This is a genomic window from Pseudomonas sp. JZ134, assembly GCF_051027695.1.
Classification (GTDB): domain Bacteria; phylum Pseudomonadota; class Gammaproteobacteria; order Pseudomonadales; family Pseudomonadaceae; genus Chryseomonas; species Chryseomonas luteola.
Map to the genome: position 1 here is coordinate 3,818,465 of NZ_CP069250.1, position 18,674 is coordinate 3,837,138.

14 protein-coding genes are annotated in these 18,674 nt (G+C 60.4%); 4 read left to right on the forward strand and 10 right to left on the reverse strand.

Annotated features, from left to right (window positions below; genetic code table 11):
* Positions 1 to 2 precede the first annotated feature (2 nt).
* Both JQR86_RS17770 and JQR86_RS17775 read right to left on the reverse strand, forming a co-directional pair.
* Entirely contained in the window at positions 3 to 587 is a 585-nt protein-coding gene (locus JQR86_RS17770; RefSeq protein ID WP_233432108.1) for a mechanosensitive ion channel family protein, read from the reverse strand.
* On the reverse strand, positions 587 to 2,497 hold the full coding sequence (locus JQR86_RS17775) for an ATP-binding cassette domain-containing protein (protein ID WP_434153973.1): 1,911 nt from the start codon (positions 2,495 to 2,497) through the stop codon (positions 587 to 589). Before JQR86_RS17775 ends, JQR86_RS17770 begins: the two co-directional genes overlap by 1 nt.
* A 162-nt stretch (positions 2,498 to 2,659) precedes the next feature.
* On the opposite strand from JQR86_RS17775, the gene JQR86_RS17780 reads away from it, so the two are divergent.
* The 4 genes from JQR86_RS17780 (at position 2,660) to JQR86_RS17795 (ending at position 5,930) form a co-directional block, all read left to right on the forward strand.
* Complete coding sequence (locus JQR86_RS17780; RefSeq protein WP_312602226.1) at positions 2,660 to 3,124, forward strand: TIGR02444 family protein; 465 nt, start codon at positions 2,660 to 2,662, stop codon at positions 3,122 to 3,124.
* A gap of 11 nt (positions 3,125 to 3,135) precedes the next feature.
* Positions 3,136 to 3,789, forward strand: a complete 654-nt coding sequence (locus JQR86_RS17785) for an FKBP-type peptidyl-prolyl cis-trans isomerase (RefSeq protein ID WP_434153974.1) — start codon at positions 3,136 to 3,138, stop codon at positions 3,787 to 3,789.
* A 160-nt stretch (positions 3,790 to 3,949) separates the two neighbouring features.
* Positions 3,950 to 5,443, forward strand: a complete 1,494-nt coding sequence (locus JQR86_RS17790) for an aldehyde dehydrogenase (protein ID WP_434153975.1) — start codon at positions 3,950 to 3,952, stop codon at positions 5,441 to 5,443.
* 295 nt (positions 5,444 to 5,738) lie between these two features.
* A complete protein-coding gene (locus JQR86_RS17795; protein ID WP_074821529.1) occupies positions 5,739 to 5,930 on the forward strand; it encodes a hypothetical protein in 192 nt (63 codons plus the stop codon).
* An 84-nt stretch (positions 5,931 to 6,014) separates the two neighbouring features.
* Here the strand turns inward: JQR86_RS17795 and gcvT are convergent, their stop codons facing one another.
* The 8 genes from gcvT to JQR86_RS17835 form a co-directional block, all read right to left on the reverse strand.
* Positions 6,015 to 7,133 carry a glycine cleavage system aminomethyltransferase GcvT gene (gene gcvT / locus JQR86_RS17800; RefSeq protein ID WP_434153976.1) on the reverse strand — a complete coding sequence of 373 codons (1,119 nt, stop codon included), beginning with the start codon at positions 7,131 to 7,133 and terminating at the stop codon, positions 6,015 to 6,017.
* Positions 7,134 to 7,371: 238 nt separating this feature from the next.
* Positions 7,372 to 10,230 carry an aminomethyl-transferring glycine dehydrogenase gene (gene gcvP / locus JQR86_RS17805; protein ID WP_434153977.1) on the reverse strand — a complete coding sequence of 953 codons (2,859 nt, stop codon included), beginning with the start codon at positions 10,228 to 10,230 and terminating at the stop codon, positions 7,372 to 7,374.
* A gap of 10 nt (positions 10,231 to 10,240) precedes the next feature.
* The gene (gene gcvH / locus JQR86_RS17810) at positions 10,241 to 10,609 is read right to left on the reverse strand and encodes a glycine cleavage system protein GcvH (protein ID WP_010796676.1); all 369 of its coding nucleotides are present in this window, start codon (positions 10,607 to 10,609) and stop codon (positions 10,241 to 10,243) included.
* A gap of 258 nt (positions 10,610 to 10,867) precedes the next feature.
* Positions 10,868 to 12,022 carry a glutathionylspermidine synthase family protein gene (locus JQR86_RS17815; protein ID WP_434153978.1) on the reverse strand — a complete coding sequence of 385 codons (1,155 nt, stop codon included), beginning with the start codon at positions 12,020 to 12,022 and terminating at the stop codon, positions 10,868 to 10,870.
* Positions 12,019 to 12,624, reverse strand: a complete 606-nt coding sequence (locus JQR86_RS17820) for a DUF1190 domain-containing protein (protein WP_434153979.1) — start codon at positions 12,622 to 12,624, stop codon at positions 12,019 to 12,021. Before JQR86_RS17820 ends, JQR86_RS17815 begins: the two co-directional genes overlap by 4 nt.
* Before the next feature lie 9 nt (positions 12,625 to 12,633).
* Positions 12,634 to 13,047, reverse strand: a complete 414-nt coding sequence (locus JQR86_RS17825) for a DUF350 domain-containing protein (RefSeq protein WP_010796673.1) — start codon at positions 13,045 to 13,047, stop codon at positions 12,634 to 12,636.
* A gap of 114 nt (positions 13,048 to 13,161) precedes the next feature.
* On the reverse strand, positions 13,162 to 16,824 hold the full coding sequence (locus JQR86_RS17830) for a PAS domain S-box protein (protein WP_434153980.1): 3,663 nt from the start codon (positions 16,822 to 16,824) through the stop codon (positions 13,162 to 13,164).
* A 135-nt stretch (positions 16,825 to 16,959) separates the two neighbouring features.
* Entirely contained in the window at positions 16,960 to 18,498 is a 1,539-nt protein-coding gene (locus JQR86_RS17835) for a sigma-54-dependent transcriptional regulator (RefSeq protein ID WP_074821513.1), read from the reverse strand.
* Positions 18,499 to 18,674 lie beyond the last annotated feature (176 nt).

Below are 18,674 nucleotides of genomic sequence, written 5' to 3' on the forward strand. Positions count from 1 at the left end.
TATCAGCGATCCAGGAAGGTGAAGGGTACGTCTGTACCACGCCAGCGGCGAACAGCCTTCTGGAAAAACAGCGAATTGGGAATCTGCAACAGCGCAGCTTCCTCGCTGTTGACGCCTTCGGTCATGTCTTCCAGCGTGGTATACAGCATGTTGATCGCCACGACACGTCCTTTCACGCCGGGCTTGTCCGCCGCATCAATGATCTCGACCCGATCGCCCAGCCGGAACGGCCCTACCGTAAAGATGAGCAGCGCACAGAACAGGTTGGACAGGACGCTCCAGATGGCAAAGAACGCAACTGCAGCCACCGCGATAAAGCCGGAAAGTGCCGCCCAGAGCACCGAGCCGGACACACCGAAGCGTTCTAGAACCATGAGCAGTGCACTGCCCATGATCAGCCAGCGCAGCAAGCCCCGCATGACCAGTACGAATTGCGGCGGCAAGTGATAACGCTCGCCGATGCGGGTAATGGCCCGTGCGATGAAGCGTTGCAGGATATACCCGGCAAGCAGGATAGCCAGGACCTGCACGCCCAGAATGACGCCGCGCTCCCAACCTGCCGGAATAAGAGAATGAAGTTCTTCGATCACGAGGCGTTCTCCAGTTCCAGCTGCAGGCTTTCCAGCCGCTCGAGGGCTTCCAGCCAGCCTTCTTCCAGTTCGCTCTCGCGTGATTTCAGTTGTGCCTGTTCCGCCAAGGCCACTCGAAGCTCCTCTTTACGTGATGCTTCATACAGACCACTGTCGCCCAGACGTGTTTCGAGTGCGGCCAGCTTTTCCTGGACCTTGCCCAGCTCCTTTTCGAGCTTGTCTGCCTCGCGCTTGAGCGGGGCGAGCTGCTGGCGCAGCGCAGCCGCCGCCTGGCGCTGGGCACGCTTGTCGACCTTGTCGGCATTGGCATCCGGGGCGGACACAGGTTGCTGGCGGGCGCGAAACTCCACGAGCCACCGCGCATAATCGTCCAGGTCGCCGTCAAAAGCCTGTACGCGGCCATCGGCGACCAAGAGAAACTCATCCGTCGTGCTCTTGAGCAGATGACGGTCGTGGGAGACCACCAGCACCGCGCCGGAGAACTCCTGCAGGGCCATGGTCAGCGCCAGGCGCATATCAAGGTCCAGGTGGTTGGTCGGTTCGTCGAGCAACAGGAGGTTGGGCTTTTGCCAGGCGATCAATGCCAGGGCCAGACGCGCCTTTTCACCACCGGAAAAATTCAGGACAGCCTCATCGCAGCGATTGCCACGGAAGTCGAATCCTCCAAGGAAGTCCCGTAGCGTCTGCTCACGCTCACCCGGCGCGATACGCTGCAGGTGCAACAGCGGGCTAGCCTTGGGGTCAAGCGAGTCCAGCTGATGCTGGGCAAAATAGCCGATGGCCAGATTCTCACCGCAGGTCAGGCTGCCGCCCAGCGGTTGCAGTTCGCCAGCCAGGGTCTTGATCAGAGTGGACTTACCCGCCCCGTTCGGTCCCAGCAGACCAATACGGGCACCGGGCGCCAGTTGCAGCTTGACCGGGTGCAGAATGGTCTTGTCGCCATAGCCGAGGCGGCCTTCGCTCAGGTCCAGCAGCGGATTGGACAGCTTGTCGGACTCACGAAAACTGAAATCGAACGGCGAATCCACATGGGCAGGCGCCAGTTCTTCCAGCCGCTCCAGGGCCTTGATCCGGCTCTGGGCCTGGCGTGCCTTGGTGGCCTGTGCCTTGAAGCGCGCAATGAATTTTTCCATGTGCGCACGTTGCGCCTGCTGCTTCTCGTACGCTTGCTGCTGTTGGGCCAGCCGCTCGACGCGGGTACGCTCGAAAGCAGAGTAACCGCCACGGTAAAGCGTCAGCTTTTGCTGTTCGAGGTGAACGATCTGATCGACCACGGCATCAAGGAAGTCGCGGTCGTGGGAGATCAGCAGCAACGTACCGGGATAGCCCTTGAGCCAGTCTTCCAGCCAGAGGATGGCGTCGAGATCAAGGTGGTTGGTGGGTTCATCAAGCAGCAGCAGGTCGGAAGGACACATCAGTGCCTGTGCAAGGTTCAGACGCATCCGCCAGCCGCCTGAGAAGTCACCTACACGACGCTCCATCTGCTCCGGCATGAAACCAAGCCCAGCCAGCAATTTGCGGGCTCGGGCGTCCGCAGTATACCCATCGGCCGCTTCCAGCTCGGCATGCAGGCGCGCCAGAGCATTGCCGTCGTGCGCGGCTTCTGCCGCTACCAGCCCGGTCTGAATATCACGCAGGTGAATGTCCCCGTCTAGGACATAGTCGACCGCCAGCCGATCAAGGGTATCGACCTCCTGCCGCATGTGGGCAATTCGCCAGGCCGCCGGTAGCTGGCAATCACCGGCATCCGGCACGAGCTGCCCCCGCAGCAGGGCAAAGAGACTGGACTTGCCCGCTCCGTTGGCACCCACAAGACCGGCCTTCTGGCCTGGGTGCAGCGTCAGTTCGGCACCTTCCAGCAAACGCTGTGGGCCACGTTGTAAGGTAAGGTTATGTATTCGAATCATGGCGGCGAGTGTAGAGCCTATTGACCTGGTGAGGCGAGCCGGACAGCACCGGTGCCTTTGGAAACTGGCGAGTAAAGGCGGTTTCGCGCCCGCTGGCAAGCACTCTTCGCTGACCGTCATGCCCATCGTTAACAGGACCGCCTTGCCTACAGGACTCTTATCATGGAAAAAATGCTCTGGCCCTATGCACTTGCGCTGTATGCCAGACCCGATGTCACCCAGGCCTGCCTGACGTTACAGAGCGCCGGCGCGGATGTCTGCCTGCTGCTGACCGGTGCCTGGCTGGGCAACCGAGGCGTGACACCAATGATTGAGCGCCAGCGGCTATTGGAGATCATGGCGGCCCCCTGGCGAGCAACTGTTGTGGAGCCCCTGCGCGTGCTACGCACTTACTGGAAGCCAGCCGCGCAAACCGATACGGCACTCGCCGCGCTGCGTGAACGCTTGAAACAATTGGAGCTGGACGCCGAGCACGAACTGCTTACACGACTGGAGCAGGCCAGTGTAGGCTGGCCCCTTACTTCCCAGCCTGACCCGGCTGGCTGGCTGACCGCACTGGCTGGCCCGGCGGGTACGGCTGAACCTGGCGCCCTGGATACGCTTATCCAGGCCGCTCTTCATGCATGAGGATGTTGTAGATGTTACGCCTTTCGCTGTTAAGCCTGTGTCTGCTCCTTCCTCTGGCGGCGCACGCCGAGGACAAGGTCAAGGACGAGCTGGCCTATAGCCTGGGGACCGAAATCGGCAACCGCTTGAAAAGCGAGTTGCCGGATTTGCAAATCGACGACCTGATCAAAGGCCTGAACCAGTCCTACAAGGGCGAGCCGCTGGCAATGGATCAGAAAAAGATCGATGAGCTGGTAGCCCAACATGAGGAAGCGATCGACCAGCAGGAGGAATCCAGCAATGTGGAAGCCGCCAGGCAGGCGGAAACCCGCTTTCTGGTCAATGAGAAGACCCGTTATGGTGTGAAGGAATTGCCAGACGGCGTGCTGGTAACCGTTATCCGCCAGGGCACCGGGCCGCAACCCAAAGCCGATGGCCAGGTGCAGGTCCGCTATATCGGTAAACTGCCTGATGGCAGCACTTTCGATGAACAGCAGACTCCTCAATGGTTCAAGCTGTCCAGCGTCATTCCCGGCTGGCGCACAGCCCTGACCCAGATGCCGGTTGGGTCGCAATGGCGCATCGTGGTGCCCTCGTCACAGGCCTATGGCGATGAAGGCGCCGGAGATCTGATCCCGCCTTATTCGCCGCTGGTCTTCGAGGTCACGCTGGAGGCCACACGCTAAGCTCAAAAGTGTTCAATAATTTGAACATATCAGCCTTGTAACAAAGGCTTTGTTAAATATTGCTAACACCCTTGGGCTGGTTTAGGGTGGCTGACAGCTTTGCGGATGCGCCAGGCTTCACGGCCACCGCCTCTTCTACCCTGTTTGAGAGGAAACCAGCATGAGCACGCCAACCCGCGCCGAATGGGAACAGCGCTTCCAGAGCCTGACCATTGAAGGCCGCGCCTTCATCCAGGGCGAATACTGTGATGCCGCCTCCGGTGAGACCTTTGACTGCATCAGCCCCGTCGACGGCCGCTTTCTGGCCAAGGTAGCAAGCTGTGATGTTGCCGATGCCGACCGGGCAGTTGCCAGCGCCCGTGCCACGTTCGAATCCGGCGTCTGGTCGCGCATGGCGCCCGTCAAGCGTAAAGCGATCATCATCCGTTTCGCCGATCTGCTCGAGCAGCACGCTGCAGAGCTTGGCCTTCTGGAAACGCTGGATATGGGCAAGCCCATCAGCGACTCCTATCACATCGATATTCCACTCTCCGCCCGCGCCCTGCGCTGGAATGGCGAGGCCATCGACAAGATCTACGATGAAGTCGCAGCCACTGCCCACGACGAGCTGGGCCTCGTCACGCGTGAGCCGGTGGGTGTCGTTGCCGCTATCGTGCCGTGGAATTTCCCGCTGATGATGGCCTGCTGGAAGCTCGGCCCGGCCCTGGCGACCGGTAACTCGGTCGTGCTCAAGCCTTCCGAGAAGTCCCCGCTGACCGCTATCCGTATTGCCCAGCTGGCCATCGAGGCCGGCATTCCGGCGGGCGTACTCAACGTGCTGCCAGGCTATGGTCATACCGTAGGCAAGGCGCTGGGCCTGCACATGGACGTAGACACCCTTGTATTCACCGGGTCGACCCGCACCGCCAAGCAGCTGATGGTCTACGCGGGCGAATCCAACATGAAGCGCGTTTGGCTGGAAGCGGGCGGCAAGAGCCCGAACATCGTGTTTGCCGATGCACCAGACCTGGAGGAAGCCGCCAAGGCAGCAGCCAGTGGTATCGCCTTCAACCAGGGCGAAGTCTGTACAGCCGGATCACGCCTGCTGGTCGAGCATTCGATCAAGGATCAGTTCTTGCCGTTGGTGATCGAGGCGTTGAAAACCTGGAAACCGGGCCACCCGCTGGACCCGGAAACCAATGTCGGCGCCCTGGTGGATACGCAGCAGCTCAATACCGTGCTCGGCTACATCGAAGCCGGTCACGCTGACGGTGCTCAGCTGGTAGCTGGGGGCAAGCGCGCCCTGGAGGAAACCGGTGGTGTGTATGTGGAACCGACTATTTTTGATGGCGTTTCCAATGCCATGAAGATCGCTCAGGAAGAAATCTTCGGGCCGGTACTGTCTGTCATTACCTTTGACACGGCTGAGGAAGCGATCAAGATCGCCAACGACACCCAGTACGGATTGGCCGCGGCGGTCTGGACGCGTGACATCTCCAAGGCGCATCTGACAGCCAAGGCGCTACGGGCCGGCAGCGTATGGGTCAACCAATATGATGGTGGTGACATGACAGCCCCCTTCGGTGGCTTCAAGCAGTCGGGCAATGGGCGGGACAAGTCGCTGCATGCCTTTGACAAGTACACCGAGATTAAAGCGACCTGGATCAAGCTATAAGCCGATCGACCTTTTCTGCGCTGCGCTTATCATTGCCCTGCCGCAATTGAGCGTAGCGCAGTACCCTTACCAGCCCAGCCCCAGCGCTCTTATAAGGGGTAGTTTTGCGTCATCGTTGCTGCTGTCACGTACCTGTTCAGGGTGGAAACCTATGGCGAAGCAAATTAATAAGGCCTGATTTGCTTTGCCGATCACGCTTCTGACCAGTGGTGTGAGCAAATCCCTCTCTAGCCTGTCTCTAGCGACAGCGCGTACTATGCGCGCCGGTCAATCCCTTAACGAGCAGGACATGCGTATGAGAGAGTACACTTTGGGTCAGCCTGCCATGCAAGGGGTGGGCTATCAGCAAGCCGATCGTTCTGTCAGCCAGTCGATCCAGGCCGCTATCAATGTACAGCGCAACCGCGTGACCAGTCAGGTCCAGCGGATCAACGATCAGTTGTGGGAAGTTTGGCCCGATGGCCGTCGTAAACTGCTGAATCGCTGAAGCAATGGATGTAAGAAAGCCGTGCCGGTTTGACCGCGCACGGCTTTTTTGTACCTGTCTTTTTGAACGCCACAACCGGAAGGCTTATCCTCGGTAATAGCGCTGCGGTACGAAAGGCATCCTGGCGACCTTAACGGCAACCGGCTTGTTGCGCACCATGGCAAACAGCTCAGTGTCCAGAGCTGCATAGGCGCTGTCGACGTAGCCCATCGCAACCGGCGCACCCAGGGTTGGGCCAAAGCCGCCACTGGTCACCCTTCCGATCACCGCACCGTTTGCGCCCACCAGTTCCGCACCCTCACGGACCGGCACCCGCTCCTGCACCAGCAGACCGACACGCTTACGCGCCACACCATTCTGTTGCTGGGCAAAGATGGTCTCGGCGCCAGGAAAACCGCCAGCTCGGGCACCGTCTGCACGGCGCGGCTTGGATAGCGCCCAGACCAGACTGGCTTCAACCGGCGTTGTCTGCGTATCCATATCATGGCCGTACAGGCACAGGCCTGCCTCCAGACGCAGGGAGTCACGCGCGCCCAGGCCAATGGCTTGTACTTCCGGCTCGGCCAGCAGGGCTCGGGCCAGTGCTTCGGCGCCTTCTACCGGCACGGAAATCTCGAAGCCGTCTTCGCCGGTATACCCACTGCGGCTGACGATGCAGTCATAATCCAGCAGCGTGACGCGGGCAATGTTCATGAACGTCATGCCGGACACCTGCGGCGCCAGTCGCGCCAGCACGGTCACGGCTGCCGGTCCCTGCAAGGCCAGGAGCGCCCGCTCTTCAAACAAGGGTTCGACATGACAGCGCGAGCCGATATGCTCTTTGAGGTGCGCCAGATCCTGGTGCTTGCATGCGGCATTCACGACCAGATACAGGCAATCGCCCAGGTTCGCGACCATGAGGTCGTCGAGAATGCCGCCCTGCTCGTTGGTGAACAAGGCGTACCGCTGCATGCCTACCGGCAGGCCTACGATATCGACCGGAACGAGCCCTTCCAGCGCGGCGGCGGTACTGTCGCCCGTCAGCAGGATCTGGCCCATGTGGGAAACGTCGAACAATCCAGCCTGGGCGCGGGTGTGCTGGTGCTCCTTGAGCACGCCAAGGGGGTATTGCACCGGCATGTCATAACCGGCGAACGGCACCATGCGTGCGCCCAGTTCAAGGTGCAGGGCATGGAGTGGGGTTTTGAGCAGTGATTCGGTCATGGGGACTCCTTCATGAGTCGTGCAGTCGCGTCCAACGCGAGCAAAAGGGCCGGTCAGGCATGGCTAACGGCACACCGCGCCAAGCATGGACGTGCCTTACAGTAAAGCCGTAAAAGCCGTAACGGTGAAACCGCGTTGAGACCATGTACCCGGCCAGTTGACAGGCATCACGGCGCTCCATCTCCTTCTGCGGAATAGGCAGAAGGAGATGGGCAAGGTGATACGCATCCGCTGTGGATCACGCGTCCTGATACGCCTCGATCGGCGGGCAGGAGCAGATCAGGTTGCGGTCACCGTATACGTTGTCGATACGCGCCACGGGCGGGAAGTACTTGCCGTTCACCAGCGATGGCAACGGATACACCGCCTGTTCGCGGCTGTAAGAATGCGTCCATTCGCCGGTCAGCTCGCGTGCGGTATGCGGCGCGTTCTTGAGTGGATTGTCATTGGCATCCAGCGTACCGGCCTCGATGGCACGAATCTCTTCGCGAATGGCGATCATGGCGTCGCAGAAGCGATCCAGCTCGGCCTTGGACTCGCTCTCAGTCGGCTCGATCATCAGCGTACCGGCTACCGGGAAGGACATGGTAGGCGCATGGAAGCCAAAGTCGATCAGGCGCTTGGCCACATCGTCCACGGTCACGCCACTCGTTTCCTTGAGCGGACGCAGATCGAGAATGCACTCGTGTGCCACCAGGCCGCCTTCACCCGAGTACAGCACCGGGTAATGGGTTTCCAGACGACGAGCGATGTAGTTGGCATTCAGGATCGCAATCTGCGAGGCACGGGTCAGCCCCTCGCCGCCCATCATCTTCATGTACATCCAGGAGATGGGCAGGATACTCGCGCTGCCGTAGGGCGCCGCCGATACTGCACCTTCCTTGCGCTCGAGCCCGGCATGACCCGGCATGAACGGCGCTAGATGGGACTTCACACCAATCGGGCCTACGCCCGGACCGCCACCACCGTGCGGGATGCAGAAGGTCTTGTGCAGGTTCAGGTGAGACACATCTCCGCCAAACTTGCCCGGCGCGCACAGGCCCACCATGGCGTTCATGTTGGCGCCATCAATGTAAACCTGACCACCATGCTCGTGAACGATGCTGCAGATCTCGCGGATCGCCTCTTCGAACACACCGTGAGTGGAAGGATACGTAATCATCAGCGCGGCCAGATTGGCAGCGTGCTGCTGGGCCTTGGCACGCAGATCGCCCACATCCACGTTGCCGCGGCTGTCACAGGCCACCACGACCACACGCATACCGGCCATCGAGGCGGTTGCCGGGTTGGTGCCATGGGCAGACGACGGGATCAGGCAGATATCGCGCTGGGTGTCGCCGCGGCTTTCATGATAGGCGCGAATGGCCAACAGGCCCGCGTATTCACCCTGGGAGCCGGCGTTGGGTTGCAGGGAGATGGCGTCGTAGCCCGTAGCGGCGCATAGCATCTGCTCCAGCTCGGCGGTCATCTGGGCATAGCCCTCGGTCTGGTCGGCCGGTGCGAAGGGATGCAGATTGCCAAATTCGGCCCAGGTGATTGGAATCATCTCGCTGGCCGCGTTGAGCTTCATGGTGCAGGAGCCCAGCGGGATCATGGTGCGATCCAGCGCCAGATCCTTGTCCGCCAGGGTGCGCAGGTAGCGCATCAGCTGGGTTTCGGAGCGGTATTGGGAGAAAACAGGGTGCGTCAGGAAGGCGGACTGACGACGCAGCGTTGCCGGCAAATGCTCCTCGGCCTTCGCTAGCAGGCTATCCAGGGAGGGCACCGGCTGGCCATCGCTGAAAAGCTCCAGCAGAGCCATGACGTCTTCGACCGTGGTGGTCTCGTCCAGCGAAACCCCCAGGTCGGTGTCACGAATTACGCGCAAGTTGAAGCCTTTGGCGCGGGCCGCTTCGTGAATCGCCTTGGTTTTGTCGCCAAATACCAGCGTCAGCGTATCGAAAAAGGTTTCCTGGGTACGATGGCCTAGTGCATGCAGACCGGTCGCCAGCAGGGCAGTCAGGCGATGAATGCGCGTAGCGATGTGCTTGAGACCTTCCGGACCGTGGTAGACGGCATACATGCTGGCAATGTTGGCCAGCAGGACCTGAGCTGTGCAGATGTTGCTCGTCGCCTTCTCACGACGGATGTGCTGCTCACGGGTCTGAAGCGCCAGCCGATAGGCCGGGTTGCCATGACGGTCAATGGATACGCCCACCACACGGCCGGGCATGTCACGCTTGTATTTGTCCTGAGTGGCAAAATACGCAGCGTGCGGGCCGCCAAAGCCGAGCGGTACGCCAAAGCGCTGGGCCGTGCCGATAGCGACATCCGCGCCAAACTCGCCGGGTGGGGTCAACAATGTCAGGGCCATCAGGTCAGCCGCGACGGCGACCAGGGCACCCGCCTGATGGAAGGCCTCGATGACTTCACGGTAATCGCGGATTTCGCCCGTGGTCATCGGGTACTGGAACAGAGCACCAAAGAAACGGCCGTGATCGTCGATGTCCGTTTCCACACCCACTACGATTTCAATACCCAGCGGCTCGGCGCGGGTGCGGATCACATCAATGGTCTGCGGGTGGCAGTGCAGGGAAACGAAGAAGGCCTCGGCCTTGCTTTTGGACAGACGACGGCAGAATGTCATGGCCTCGGAGGCAGCCGTGGCCTCGTCCAATAGGGACGCATTGGCTATAGGTAGCCCGGTCAGATCGCCGATCAATGTCTGGAAGTTCAGCAGTGCCTCCAGACGACCCTGGGAGATTTCCGGCTGGTAAGGCGTATAGGCCGTGTACCAGGCGGGATTTTCCAGCAGGTTGCGCAGGATGGGCGCCGGGGTATGGCAGTTGTAATAGCCCTGTCCGATAAAGGACTTGAACAGCTTGTTCTTGCGGGCGATGCCACGCAATTCGGCCAGGGCGTCGGCTTCAGACAGCCCCTGGGGCAAATCCAATACGCTGGTGCCCTTGATGCTGTCCGGGATGACCTTGGCTGTCATGGCATCCAGCGAATCGTAGCCCAGCAGGTCGAGCATGGACACGATGTCCAGCTCGCGCGGGCCGATGTGGCGCGAAATGAATTCGTCAGTGGTGCTGAATGAGTCGCGAAAATCGGTCATGGTCACCTCCTCAAGCCTTGATCAATTGAGCGTAGCCGTCTTCAGTGAGCAGCGTGCCGAGTGCTTCTGGATCGGCAGGACGCATGCGGAAGAACCAGCCGGCGTCGAGAGGGTCCTGGTTGACTTTCTCAGGGGCATCGCCAAGCGCTTCGTTGATTTCCAGGATCTCGCCATCGATCGGCATGGCAATGTTGCTGGCAGCCTTGACCGACTCCAGTACCGCCACCTCTTCGCCCTTGGCGTAGGTGCGCAGCTCCGGCAATTGCACGAAGACCAAGTCGCCCAGCGCATCCTGAGCATAATCTGTAATGCCTACGGTTACAGTGCCATCGGCTTCCAGACGCAGCCATTCGTGTTCTTCGGTAAAGCGCATAACCATTGCAGACTCCTGAATAGGGGTAACCCAGCTGGGCACAAGCTGACCTCCTTCATAGCAAGGCAGATGCCAAGGTCTTACCGATGGCGCAATGCCAGAGCACGCGCGGCCTACAGGAAAATGAAGCAATAAAAGGTGCTGTAACGAAAGTGCTACGCCCTATGGAAAGAAGTCTGCCAGAGCCCTTGCGAGCCCAGAATGGACAAGGCTTTTCCAGCGGTCGTATCGAATTCATTACAGCGCAATGAATTCGATACAGATTTAATCCAGGATGAAGTGGGGCAGGAAGCGCGAGCTGTCTTGGGTAATCAATGTTGCATCCTCACGGATACCCACCCCACAGGCCGTGTCACCTACCACCCAACTGCCAATAACAGGGTAGTTATCGGAAAAACAAGGCAACGGGTGACATTGCTGCACGATGCTGGGGCCCGCGTATGGGCCCGGCACGTCCAGACGCGTGCCGTCCAGACTGTGCAGTTCGATGTTGGCACCCTCCCGTGAGAACAGCGGCTTGCGCACCCAGCCTGGCGCGACCGGACTACCAGCCTCTTTATCGAAAAAGGCTGGAAGCAGATTGGGATGCCCCTCATGCCGCTCCCACAACAAGGCCAGAATACCTTTGTTGCTGAGCAGCGCCTTCCACGGCGGCTCATAGAATTGCGTAAAGGAGCTGGGAATAGAATGTCCAAACGCCTCGTCCAGCATGAACTCCCAGGGGTAGAGCTTGAACAGTGACGGGATGAATTCATCGTTCAGGTCCACAAACCCCTGTGACCTGTCCAGCCCGATATCCTCCACAGCGATATAACGCGTCTGAATACCCGCCTGGGTGGCACAGTCCCGCAGATATTCGACCGTGCCGCGGTCCTCCAGCGACTCTCTGACCGAGGCCAGATACAGGGGCTGATGCGGTCGCAAGGCGCGAATCGTCTGGATCAGCTGCTCCTGAATACTGTTGTACTGATCCGCCCCGGCGGGAAGCCTGCCCGCCTGCTGCATCTGCTCCAGCCATAGCCACTGGAAAAAGGCTGCCTCGTACAGCGAGGTCGGCGTGTCGTAATTCAGCTCGAACAGCTTGGCCGGTCCCTGACCGCTATAGGCCAGATCCATACGGCCATACAGATGGCGGTCCCGACGTCTCCAGCTGGCAGCCGCACACGCCCAGAAGTACTCCGGTACAGCCAGACGCGAGAGCAGTGCCTCGCTGCCGACGATCTCGTCGACCAGTGCCATGCACATCTGATGCAACTCGGCCGTAGGGGCTTCCAGATCGTTTTCGATCTGCTTCAGGCTGAACTGGTACGCGGCCCGCTCATCCCAGTAGGGTTCGCCGTCAAAAGTGTGGAACAGAAAGCCAAGCTGCTCCGCCTGCTCGCGCCAGTCCGGACGCTCGGTCATATCGATCCGCTTCATGATCCGCTCGACCGTGACGAGTAGGAGGCTGCCCGTGCACCAAAGCCGCCCCGGCTGACGACCCTAGACTCGCTGGAGGCATAGGCGCTCTTGTTCAGATAGGCGATACCCGGTCGTGAACCGACCACCTCGTTATTGGCAGTGCGGTAATGCGCCAGGTCGTCCCGTGACTGGTACAGCGGCTGGCTGGGAAAGGTACGCGTGTACTCGCGCTGGCGTTGTCCTCCGCTGACGCTACTGGAATAACCATAAGAGGCACCGCCCGAGGACGACGATTCGCTCTCCCGCTGTGGGCGCTGGCCCAGCAGAAAGCCGGTCATGAGCGGAACGTAAAACGAAGACCGGGGCTCCAGCAGCTCGCAGCCATTGGTGCCAAAGTCGATCTCGCATTCACCCAGGGAGGCGTAACGCGGCGCACTGCGGTGATGGACCGCGCGGGAAGATTCATACTCCGAGGAGCAGAGGCTGGGCGTGAAAGTGCCGTCGCGGATGCACTCGGCAACGGATCGGTACAGATAACCCGGCTTGGGTTGATCACACCCGGCCAGCATGAGGGGTGTCACTCCAACCAGTACCAGTTGGATGGCTCGGCTGCGTTTCATGCCCTGCCCTCACCCGCTGATGGCAGCGGCATTGAGCACGCCAATCGATACAGACATCGTCGCCACGAGAATACCGCTGGCCATTTCGTTATTGCTGAGCCGTTGGGGCAGCCCCGGCACGAGAAGGCGCAGCACGACGAATGTAACCAGCTGAGCGACTGCTGCGATCAGGGCCCAGAGCAGATAGTCCAGCGCACTGACTGATACCCGCATCGCGCTGGCCAACGGCAGGACGAACCCCAACAGCGTGCCACCGAACGCCAGGGCCGCCGCTGGCACGTTGTTGCGAATCAGCTGCCACTCACGGTGTGGAGTAAGCCAGCTGAAAGTGAAGGCAAACGCGCCCAGAAGCGCGAGCGAGAGAATGAAATAAATGGCGAACGCCGGCAGACCACTGAGGTAGTCAAGCACGCTGGCAAGCATGGGACACTCCTTGTCACGAATGAGCCGGCAGGCTAAGGCACCTGCCGGGGGCGCGCATTTTCGCAACTTCGCGCCCGTTCATCCATGCTCTCTATCCGCCAGCCGCTCCGCTGGTCACTCCCCCTTGCTACGGTGGACCATGTCCTGCACGCGGGCTGCCAGCATCTCGATCGGGAAAGGCTTGGTGATCATGGCCATGTTTGGCTCCAGAAACCCATTGGCAATCACCGCATTTTCCGCATACCCGGTCATGAACAGGACCTTGAGGTCTGGCCGCGTGACCCGGGCCGCATCAGCCATCTGCCGCCCATTGATGCCCGGTAGACCAACGTCGGTTACCAGCAGGTCGATGCGCAGATCGGACTTGAGTATCTCCAGACCGGAAGGGCCGTCGACAGCCTCCAGCACCCAGTAACCCAACTCACTCAAGACCTCTACCACCAGGCTGCGGACAGCATGCTCGTCTTCGACCACCAGCACGACTTCGCTGGCCTCGGACTGCCGACTCAACGATACCGGCTGCCGGACCTGAGGTTCTTCCCTGCGCTCACCGTAGTAGCGCGGCAGGTACAGCTTGATGGTCGTACCCCGACCAACCTCCGAGTAGATCTTGGCTGCCCCTTCCGATTGCCGGGCAAAGCCATAGATCATCGACAGCCCAAGCCCGGTCCCCTCGCCCAGCGGCTTGGTCGTAAAGAACGGGTCGAACGCCTTGGCGATAACATCTGGAGTCATCCCGGTTCCGGTGTCGGTCACGCTGATGCAGATGTACTGGCCAGGCTTGATGTCCCGATCACGAGACGCATAGGCCTCGTCCAGATGAGTGTTGCTGGTCTCGATGGTCAGCCTGCCCCCGTCCGGCATGGCAGCGCGGGCATTGATGGCCAGATTGAGGATGGCGTTTTCCAGCTGATGAGGATCACACAGCGTCAGCCAGAGCGCCCCCGTCTTGACGATTTCCAGCTGCACCGATTCCCCCATGGTGCGGTGCAATAGATCATCCATACCGGTGATCAGGTCATTGGCATTGACGACTTTGGGCACCAGCGGCTGCCGGCGGGAAAAGGCCAGTAGCCGGTGCGTCAGAGCGGCCGCTCGACTGGCCGAGGACATGGCCGTGCTGGCGAAGCGGTCAAGATCCGCCAATTTGCCCTGCTGGATTCGCATGCGGATCAGGTCGAGCGAGCCGATGATCCCGGTCAGCAGGTTGTTGAAGTCATGGGCAATACCGCCTGTGAGCTGGCCAACCGCTTCCATTTTCTGGCTCTGGCGGAGTTGCTCCTGCGCCTGGGCCAGCTCGGCTGCTGCCACTTTTTCCGACTCGATATCACGGCCAACCGCATGGATGTAGCGCGCATCGGGCACAGCGGTCCACGAAAGCCACCGGTAGCTACCATCTTTGTGCCGATAGCGGTTCTCGAACCGCAGTGTGGTATGCCCAAGGGAAAGTTTGCCCACTTCAGCCAGGGTGCTTTCCACATCGTCGGGGTGAACGAAATCCAGCAGCACCTTGCCCAGCAGTTCATCTTCCTGCCAGCCCAACAGGTGCTTCCAGGCCGGGTTGGCGGCCATCACGACGCCGTCAAAGCGCGCGACCAGCATCACATCGGTGGTCAGGCGCCACATGCGGTCAAGGTCTGCGGTACGCTCGGCCACCCGCTGCTCCAGGGTCTCCGTCAGACGCCGGGACGCTTCCTCGGCCTCCTTGCGGTCATGGATGTCACTGTTATTGCCCATCCAGCCGGTGACGTTTCCGGCCTCATCACGCAAGACCTCCGCACGGATATCGAACCAGCGATAGGCTCCGTCCTTGCGCCGTAGCCGTGCTTCAAGCTGATAAAACACGCCTCGGCTGCGGGCATCGAGCCAGACATCCAGGAGCCGCTGGGTGTCATCAGGATGAATGACTTGCGCCCAGCCCATCGGCAGCGCTTCTTCTGGTGTCTGGCCGGTGTAGTCGTACCAGTAACTGTTCAGGTAGCTGAGCGAGCCATCAGGATTACCGAACCAGACGATGGCAGGTGACAGGTCTGTCATTTGCCTTAGTCGCGTCTCGCTGACTTCCAGCCGCCGTAAGGTCCGCCGCTGCTCGGACAGATCGCGCGCAATGGCAGCAATCCCCATGACCTCGCCTCGTTCGTCCCGTGTTGCAAACACCGAGTAGTGAACCGGGATACCGGCCCCAGTGCGATGATCACGGAACCGAAACTCGCCTACCCATTTACCCTCGTTCAAAACGGTTGGGAGAATGGTCGACTCGGCAAAGAGACGGTCTTCAGGCAGGAAATAATCCAGCACATGGCTCTGCCTGACCGCCTCTTCATTGGCCAGCCCGACCATCCGACGTCCGGCCTTGTTGACAAAATAGGCCTGGCCGTCCGGCGCAGCGATACCAATGAAGTCATCCGACTGCTCAACGATCATCATTGCCCGGCGCCAACCCTCATAGGCACGGACCTGCTCGCTGTTATCCACGATCGTGCAGATGGCGCCCTGCGGCTTGCCATCCTGAAAAATGGCCTGGGCCCGATACTCTACAGGGATACAAATACCGTCACGCCGGTAGAAGGCACCGTCCGCCACGTATTCAGCAGTCCCCTCGCGGGCCGTGCGATAAATGGGATGATCCGCCATCACCTGGCGGGCCTTCTCATGAGCCGGATCAATCAGCTCTTCCAGGCGCCACCCGACAATATCCTTTTCACTTTCGGCGCCGAACAGCCTGACGAAAGCGACGTTGCACAGGGTAACTACGCCGTGCTGGTCGATTGAATAGAATCCTTCAGAAATCGAATCCAGCAGCAGGCGATAACTGTCGCGGCTGGCGCGAAGCTCCTGTGCGGCCAGACGCTGCTCGGTACGGTCACGGAGAATCTTGATGAACCCGTCGACCTGATCGGATGCATTCCTGAGCAGCATGAGTTCGCCACTTGCCCAGAAGCGCTGCCCGCTTTTGAGTACATGCCAGCGCTCATCCATGCAGCGCCCCTGCTCCAGAGCTGTATGGCGCTCCTTTTCAGGGATATGGGCAGCGCGGTCTTCAGGTGTGAAGATGATCGCAGCAGGCTTGCCCAGCACTTCCGCCTCTGTCCAGCCAAGCGTGCGACAAGCACCTTCATTCCACGTGGTGATGTGGCCCTCAAGGTCCATGCAGAAAATGGCGTAATCCACCGCGCTGTCGAGAATCTGTTCGCGTTGGGAAGTCGCATGTTCTGCATACTGCTGCTCCTCAGCCTGGCGGGCACTGTTTCGCTCGACGGTAAGGCCGTAAATCTCCAGTTGCGCCACGATTGAACGGGCCAACTCCTGAAGCAACAGGCGCTGCGTAGCATCCAGCCGGCGTGGCACCGTGTCCATGAGACTGAGCACGCCAACAGGTATACCCGCAGCCGTTTTCAGCGCAACCCCTGCATAGTAGGACGAACCGGTACTGGCATTCAGGGCCGATGGCGGAGTAAAGCTCAGATCGCTCCTCGGCTCGCTGAACTCCAGAATATCGGTCGCCGTTAATGCCTCCTCCCAGGGCGCATAGGCCTCGGCCGCAGGACAGCCGCCCTGCTCCGCGGCCAGCCAGAGCCCTTCTGCATCACATAAGTGGATGACGGCTTGCGAAACGGAATAGGTCTCCTGGGCTCGCCGGGCAATATCGGCAAGTTCGGGCAAACGTGGATGGGCTAACAGGCCGTAGCGTTCAAGCGCATCCTGTAGCGCAGCAGGTGGCTGCTCGGGGTCTTGGTGAGCGTTGGTCATGTACAACTGGGTCGTGTTTGGGGGCATAAGCACCGCTCATCCTTGAGAAACTAATGACAGCCCCTCCATGGAGGTCCGTCGCGAACGGTCTATGGCTCATAGACCAGCAAGACGCGGACGAATTCGCCCAGGTCTTCAAACAGTGTCCTTGTAGAAAAACACTCAGCTCTTGCCGGGAATGCCATACTTGCGCAGCCGGTGGGCAATGGCGGTGTGAGAGGTCTTGAGACGGGCCGCCAGTTGACGACTGGATGGATAGTGTGGGTAGAGTTTTTCGAGCAGGGCTTTCTCATAGCTTGAGACTGCCTCATCCAGGCTGTCTACCTCGCCATCTACCTGCCGTGCGACTTCCGTGCCGGCAATATCCAGATCGCCAATATCTACCACGGTGCTTTCGCTGATGGCCGCCGCCCGGAAAATGACGTTCTGAAGCTGCCGCACATTGCCGGGCCAGCGATTGCTCAGAAGCGCCGGATACGTTCCCGGCGCCAGTCGGCAAGGGGGCCGCTGGATCTGGGCGCAGGCCTGCTGCATGAAATGCCGGGCCAGCACCAGAATATCCTGCCCACGCTCACGCAGCGGCGGTACGTCGAGATTCAGGACGTTGAGTCGGTAGAACAGATCCTCCCGAAAGGTCCCTTCGGCAACGCGCTTTTCCAGATCCCGGTGCGTGGCACTCAAAATACGTACATTGACCTTCAGTTCGCGCTCACCGCCCACCCGACGAAACGTACCGTCGGACAAAAACCGCAGTAACTTGGCCTGAAGATACGGGGACATCTCCCCAATTTCGTCGAGAAACACCGTGCCCTTGTCGGCCAGCTCGAGAAGACCGGGCTTGCCGCCGCGCTGGGCACCGGTGAACGCGCCCGGCGCATAGCCAAACAGCTCGCTTTCCGCGAGGCTTTCCGGCAGAGCCGCACAGTTGAGTGCCAGAAATGGCGCATTGCGACGAGGGCTGACCGTATGACAGGCCCGCGCTACCAGCTCCTTACCAGTCCCTGTCTCACCCTGAATCAGCAGCGGTGCATCCAGCGCCGCGACTCGCTGGGCGCGGGCCTTGAGCGCACGTATCGGTGCCGAGTCGCCCAGGATCGATTCGAAGCCTTCGGCCGGGTCATGGCGCAGCGCTGAAAGACGGGCTCCGATCCGGCTGGGGGCGTAAAGCGTCAGCAGCCCACCGGCTAGCCGCTGGGCGTTGCCTTCGGCAGCCTCGCTGATTGGGGTCGAATCCAGCAGGAGAGCCTGCCCGCGCAAGGTGACCTCGCGCATGGGAATCCGAAAGGCCTGCTCCAGCAGTTCCCGCTGCAGAGCTGGATCATCGAACAGCGTAGCCACCGTCGCGCCCTGGGGCGACGGGTCGTCCACCATGGCGGCAAAGGCCGGGTTGGCCAACAGAATGCTACCTTCGCGGTCCACGGCCAGAACCGGGTCGGCCATGGCGGCAAGCAAGGCATCCAGATGCAGCGTACGGCGCTGCCCTGGCAGGATATCCACCACTCGGACAGCCTGTACCCCTCGCACCGTGAGCAGTGCACCACGCAGCTCTTCCAGTACCTCGGCACTCAGGGTCGGCGCATCGATGTAGACATTGGGCGGCACCATCTCGACCGCATCGAGGTTGAGGTTGCGCGCTCCCAGAAGCGCCAGCACTTCTTGGGTAATGCCGACACGGTCGATAAAACTGACGTGGATTCGCATGGGGTGGGCGGGGTCTCGAACAGGTATAGCCAAGGGCAAGCCCGTATCGTACCGGATGCCACTTCCCCATGGGCACCCAACCCCAGAATTCCTTGTATTTATTGTTGCTCCGCCTGGCGAAGCGTCTACGCTAGAATGATGGCTCTTTTTTATTAGCCGGGCCGTCCTGCGAGACC